The 5214-nt window shown below is 40.8% G+C and carries 6 protein-coding genes and 3 pseudogenes; 1 reads left to right on the plus strand and 8 read right to left on the minus strand.

Features of this window, described 5'->3' with window-relative positions; translation table 11 throughout:
- A pseudogene (locus tag A7090_RS06750) lies at positions 1-142 on the plus strand (IS4 family transposase); the annotation flags it as partial.
- 80 nt (positions 143-222) lie between these two features.
- Here the strand turns inward: A7090_RS06750 and A7090_RS06755 are convergent.
- The 8 genes and pseudogenes from A7090_RS06755 to A7090_RS26285 form a co-directional block, all read right to left on the minus strand.
- The gene (locus A7090_RS06755; protein WP_198599572.1) at positions 223-1524 is read right to left on the minus strand and encodes a LysM peptidoglycan-binding domain-containing protein; all 1302 of its coding nucleotides are present in this window, start codon (positions 1522-1524) and stop codon (positions 223-225) included.
- Positions 1525-1528: 4 nt separating this feature from the next.
- A complete protein-coding gene (locus A7090_RS06760; RefSeq protein ID WP_105273437.1) occupies positions 1529-1957 on the minus strand; it encodes a DUF4431 domain-containing protein in 429 nt (142 codons plus the stop codon).
- Positions 1958-1962: 5 nt separating this feature from the next.
- Complete coding sequence (locus A7090_RS26480; RefSeq protein WP_241957264.1) at positions 1963-2436, minus strand: hypothetical protein; 474 nt, start codon at positions 2434-2436, stop codon at positions 1963-1965.
- Between the two features lie 12 nt (positions 2437-2448).
- Positions 2449-2913, minus strand: a complete 465-nt coding sequence (locus A7090_RS06770) for a hypothetical protein (RefSeq protein WP_105273438.1) — start codon at positions 2911-2913, stop codon at positions 2449-2451.
- Positions 2914-3275: 362 nt separating this feature from the next.
- Positions 3276-3671 (minus strand): annotated as a pseudogene (locus A7090_RS06775) (ISAs1 family transposase); the annotation flags it as partial.
- Positions 3672-3961: 290 nt separating this feature from the next.
- Positions 3962-4330, minus strand: a complete 369-nt coding sequence (locus tag A7090_RS06780; protein WP_105273439.1) for a lysozyme inhibitor LprI family protein — start codon at positions 4328-4330, stop codon at positions 3962-3964.
- 166 nt (positions 4331-4496) lie between these two features.
- Positions 4497-4769: pseudogene (locus tag A7090_RS06785) on the minus strand (transposase); the annotation flags it as partial.
- Positions 4770-4944: 175 nt separating this feature from the next.
- Positions 4945-5214: hypothetical protein (locus tag A7090_RS26285; RefSeq protein ID WP_206748389.1), on the minus strand; the 270-nt coding region annotated here is incomplete at its 5' end.

Consider the following 5214-nt stretch of genomic DNA (forward strand, 5'->3'; position numbering starts at 1 on the left):
TAAAGCACGGCGGGTAATCTCGTATCTGACGTTAGCGAAGAATGTCTTACGACACTCCCCGCTAATTTTAAGACGAACAGTGCTAAGCACAGTTCTTAATCATCTCGCCAAAACCTACCAGAATATGGTGTTGGTTTATTAGCGCTGATTTATGGGGATCCCTCAGCCCCACAGTGGGTAAGTTTTTTGGTTTATTTGGCATAGTATCTGGTGTCCTTCCTCCTAGTGGAGACGGTACTGGCACATCTGAACTATCAGGTATCCACCCTCCTGGTGATAAAGGTCCATCCACTGGATAACCACCATCACCCACACCGGCTGTTGGATCATTCGGGGGAGCAGGATAAGATTCACCAGCTCCGGATGACGGAGTGGTGCTGCCAGTCCCGGTAGGTGACGGGGCTGAGCCATCTGTATTATCAGGTGTCCATCCTCCCGGAGATAAAGGTCCATCCACTGGATAATCGCCATCACCCGCCCGGCTGTTGGATCATTCGGAGGAACGGGATAAGATTCGCCATTCCCCTCCTGGGGAGATTGCTCTCCCGAATTCACATCATCCGGCTCTTTCTTACCATAAATCACAATTTTTTTCCCCGGATAGATTTTATTCGGGTCTTTAATTCCATTGTTCTCAACCAGTTCAGAAACGCTTACTTCATACCGGGCAGCAATTTCAGACAATGTGTCTCCGGACTGAATAATATAGTCTATCGGTTTGGGCTGGCTTTTTTCATGGGGTGGTTCAGGATTATGGGCTAAAGTATGGGCCTTATACTGAACAAGATTTCGCTTCAGAATAATATTTTTGCTTTTGTTGCCAGCCTGAGCAGAGTAAACCGTCTCATACTGGCCTTCTGCGTTAGCGGCCTTTACATCAATGGTCATTCCCTCTGTTTTATGAACAATCGGAGCCAGTCTTCCATATTTATCCGTTTTACAACTGTATTCACATGTTCCTAACGTAGCCTTGAAAGTGGCACCAGCGGCAGGACGGATTCCATCAGTAACAGTGATATTAGTAGTGTAAATCCACTGTTCAATACGCGTTTCTTTTAAATTATAATATCCTTCTTCTTTTTTAATGGCTTTCATGACTCTTTCCAGAGTCGCATCATCCATTTCTCCGAATGTCAGTGAAGGTGATACTCCACTGTCTGCCAGAATATCTCTTGCGTATTTTACCGGATCATTCCCGTCCTTTTTAGGGGAATGTATTTTTGCCATCTCCTCAATATTACAACCACGGTACAGACTGCTTCGTAATAACTTTTTCTCCATTTCCCAGCCATCTTCTTCACAACCATACATACCGAACTCACCACTGGCAGTTTGCGCAATTTCGAGCCGTAAAGGTTGAAAGTATTCTGGCTTCCCTGATTTATCAGGTCTCAAATTACAGGGATTCTGAAGACGCCATGGAATTGTCCCTCCCTTACGAACATAGATGGTGCCATCTGCCATTTTATACATGGCGGTTAACGTTTTTTTATTATGTGTCGCCGAAGTGAATTTGTGCCCCATTAAATCAATCTCCCTTAACTGCCTCAACATTCGATACATTAAATATTAATACAGGTGTACTGTGATATGGGCTGCTGGCAAAAATCACCTTCCCTTTTAATTCAACATCTTTCCCCAGCAATTTTCTGTATTCATTATACTGATTGTCAACCATAATTATTTGCAGCTTTTTACTATAATGGCGGATATCGTCATCCAAAGCGTTAAAACATCCAGGCACTTTGTCCGGATATATAAACCAATAAGTTATCTTTTCATCACTTTGAGGATGTTCCCCCCAGCCAGGAGGACCATATATAATTTCTTTTTTCAATATACCTGTTAGCATAATTTCATCCCCCTCGTCAAGACAGGCGGCTGACACGGCTGACACGGCTGACACGGAAAAGAAAAACAGTAAAAACAAAAAAACAGACCGTTTTATTTTATTCATTAAATTCACCCTTTGAGCCGATCAAGCAATTCATTAATATCAGCATCTGATGGCCATTGTTCATCCTGTTCCAGTCTTCCGTAATAAGGATCATTTTCCAGGTCGTACCACCCATCATCGTCTGCGACATCATCTGAAGATGAGTCATCATCCTCTGAGGCCAAATTCTCTACTTCCCATTCCTCGCTACCCATTGTTAATGTCAGTTCATCTGGTTCATCCAGCATCACTCTCGGCAAACGTCCTGATTGTTCAATCGTCCCTGATACCAGGACATCTCCGTTGCTGTCGCTAATTTTATACGGCTGGTCGATTAACCAGCTCGTGGTTTCAACTGAACGGTCGGCACCAGGAAACGCAAATCTCAGACTCTGTTTCTCCGTTTTATTTTCAGTGTCGTCAGACAATGCTTTCAGTATCGCTGGCTGTAACGTCCGTACTGGTATCCCCGGACTTCCCCCGCCATTCAGGTTTACCATATTCGTTCTTCATCAAGGAAATTTAAATCCATTGTTCCTCACAACTGTATCCAACACATCATCAATACTATTATTTTTAAAGTTTTTTTCACCAAATGAGTTGAATTCGCATTTCTTAGTGCTAATGAGCCTTCCGTTTCTCTTAATGTAAAATAATGCCACAACATCTGGCCTTTCCTCCGGGACACCAAGAACGTATGAATAAATACCTTTATTAAAACCAAAATAAGTTGTATATGTACCCAAGTCCAACCATCTTTTTAGTTTATTTTCATCATTAAACTTAACCTCTAGCTCAATAAAACCATCATTTCTTAAGAAATATCGAGACTCACTTTTATCAGTGCTTGCACAAAACACAGCAATGCGTCCTCCCTTAGAAAAATCACATGATGCCAAAAGAGTTTCATTAAAATTACATTCGCTAGCACAGGAATGAAATGAAAAAATAAATAATGATGATAATAATATTTTCATAGAAACACCTGTTCGCACAAACGATAAGCCTCTTGTCGCTCTGTAAGCCCCATAATACCTCCATTTACGGCTATTGTGACATTTTCAACATCATCATAGCCTCCACCTGTATCGGCATTATAAGGTTTATATTTCACCCAAAACCATAGAGCACTACGAATGGCGTAAGGCATCTCGTTAATTTCTTCAGGATGACTGACTGTATCAGGCGCTGTACTTGGCCAATAAAGGTTGTACTCTGTAGAAAATCCGTTATATTTTTCATACCCTGTTATTTGAATCAACCCTCTGCCTCTAAAATTATAGCCATCATCGGGGTGATCTTGCCTGTTACCATTCAGTCTCAGATAATGTTTTCGCCCAATAGTGTGCATTGTCGAGAACGCACTAATAACATGAATCGCTCCCCTGCGGCGGCTCTTGTCATAAGAATGCCGGAGTGTTTTTCCATCAATTGCGATGACGTCTTTATCATCTGAAGAATGGCAGTCACGCATCCAGTTAATAAAGCACTCGTGAAATTTTGCAGGACTGATACAGGATACAACTCTGGCAATGGTATCGTGAGCAGGAATACCATGTTCAAAATCACCATATTGCTTCAAAAAATCGAGATGTGTTTCCCCAAAATCCGCTATATCTTCCCAGCCTTCTGCACCAGAAATGACGGCACAAATAGTCAACAGTAGAATATCTGACAATTTATGTTCCACTTTCCAGGCTTGTCTGTAATCGGGGATAATAGAAATATGTTCCATCTATTTTTTAAGTTCCATTTTGTTCTCCTTATTTATGTAAGGAGTATTTGAGCATGTATAAGCAATGAAAAACAGCTTTAGGCAATAAGGAATATCTCAATTATTGAACATAAAATGCGAATTATTTAGTACGAAAAGTGTGTTTCTGATGATCTTTACCTGCATAAACCGGACTGAGTTCCCCTTAAGTGATTTACTATTCCGAGCAGTTATTTAGTTAAACCCGCTGCTCTTATACGTCCTGGACAGACAGTTACACAGACTTACTGACAGGCTCGACGGCACCGAACTTAATCATTTTGTTTTAAATATTTGATTCTCTCATTTGTTTTTTCAAAAAGACATTGAGTATAGATACTTGAAAAACCAGTACCGGTTCTGGATTCGTAAGTTTCATAGTTACAACTTGCATCTCGCATTTTTATCCATATTTGTTGGGATTTTTTTAAATAAATGTCACGAGACTCTACCTGACCATAAAAGTCTGCCCCTTCGTTCTTATACTGCTGGATTTTTATTTTATATAATTTATTAAGCTCCTTATCTGCTCTTATATACTCGCTATTAATTTTGTTATAATTATTTTGTTCGTCATTAGATATTGCTTGCAACGGGGAAGATGTAATAATAAGACAAATAACACACACCTTACATTTCATTATAAGTATTCCCTTCTCTCGTTAAACCTCGCCAAGGGCACACCAAAGTTAGTCATCCAATAAGAATTGGATATATTATCCTTGAATGCTTGTTTACTTGTATTTAAATCACTCATAAAATAGCGCCTTGTTCTCGGTGAATTATCGCCTCTATACCCAATAAACCTCAAGACGCAGGTTTGAGTACCTGAAAGTGATCGTTTATTCGGGATGCCAGAGAATCCGCTATACCCGGCAGCGTATGACTGAAAAATTCAAATATTGCGTCCCTGAACTCTCGCGTACTGCTGAAGTAGCGATTATTTCGGGCATGTTCGTTCATTAATTTCCACATTCGTTCTATCGGATTCAGGTTTGGACTGTACGGTGGGAGATAATGGAGCTGTATATTCACCACTTCTGCCCAGTCTTTCACTAACTGTGAACGGTGATAAGTTGTTTTATCATAGTCAGGGCCAAAAACGCTGGTGAAAACAATTTCAGGATCTTCATCGCCTTCCGATGCCGTACCTCCATTAACTTTAGGATAACCTGCATAAACACCGCTCCATGCAGGTCTTCGTGCAATTAATACATCCCCACCTTTTGCTCGAACTTTACCCATCATAAATTCCTTATTGTACACTTATCAATACATCACAGAAGACACCGCATACACAAGCACTTCCATTATCATCAACTATTCCAGCAACTGTAATCACTTGATTAACATCATTTATATCATTATATTCAACATCACAAGAGACACTTTCACCGGAACTATAACCTTCTGTCTGAATATGAAGATTCAGATCAACATAGTGTCTCAATATATCACCGAGCAGGGCAAGATTACGAAAGCCCGCTCCCCGCAAGGACTGACGCGAGGTAGTCTCTGTCCATGG

The organism is Escherichia sp. MOD1-EC7003, from assembly GCF_002965065.1.
Lineage (GTDB): Bacteria > Pseudomonadota > Gammaproteobacteria > Enterobacterales > Enterobacteriaceae > Escherichia.

Coding starts and splice junctions, on each gene's coding strand:
- A7090_RS06755 (WP_198599572.1), bottom strand. CDS start 1,524: ATGGGGCACAAATTCACTTCGGCGACACATAATAAAAAAACGTTAACC.
- A7090_RS06760 (WP_105273437.1), bottom strand. CDS start 1,957: ATGAATAAAATAAAACGGTCTGTTTTTTTGTTTTTACTGTTTTTCTTT.
- A7090_RS26480 (WP_241957264.1), bottom strand. CDS start 2,436: ATGGTAAACCTGAATGGCGGGGGAAGTCCGGGGATACCAGTACGGACG.
- A7090_RS06770 (WP_105273438.1), bottom strand. CDS start 2,913: ATGAAAATATTATTATCATCATTATTTATTTTTTCATTTCATTCCTGT.
- A7090_RS06780 (WP_105273439.1), bottom strand. CDS start 4,330: ATGAAATGTAAGGTGTGTGTTATTTGTCTTATTATTACATCTTCCCCG.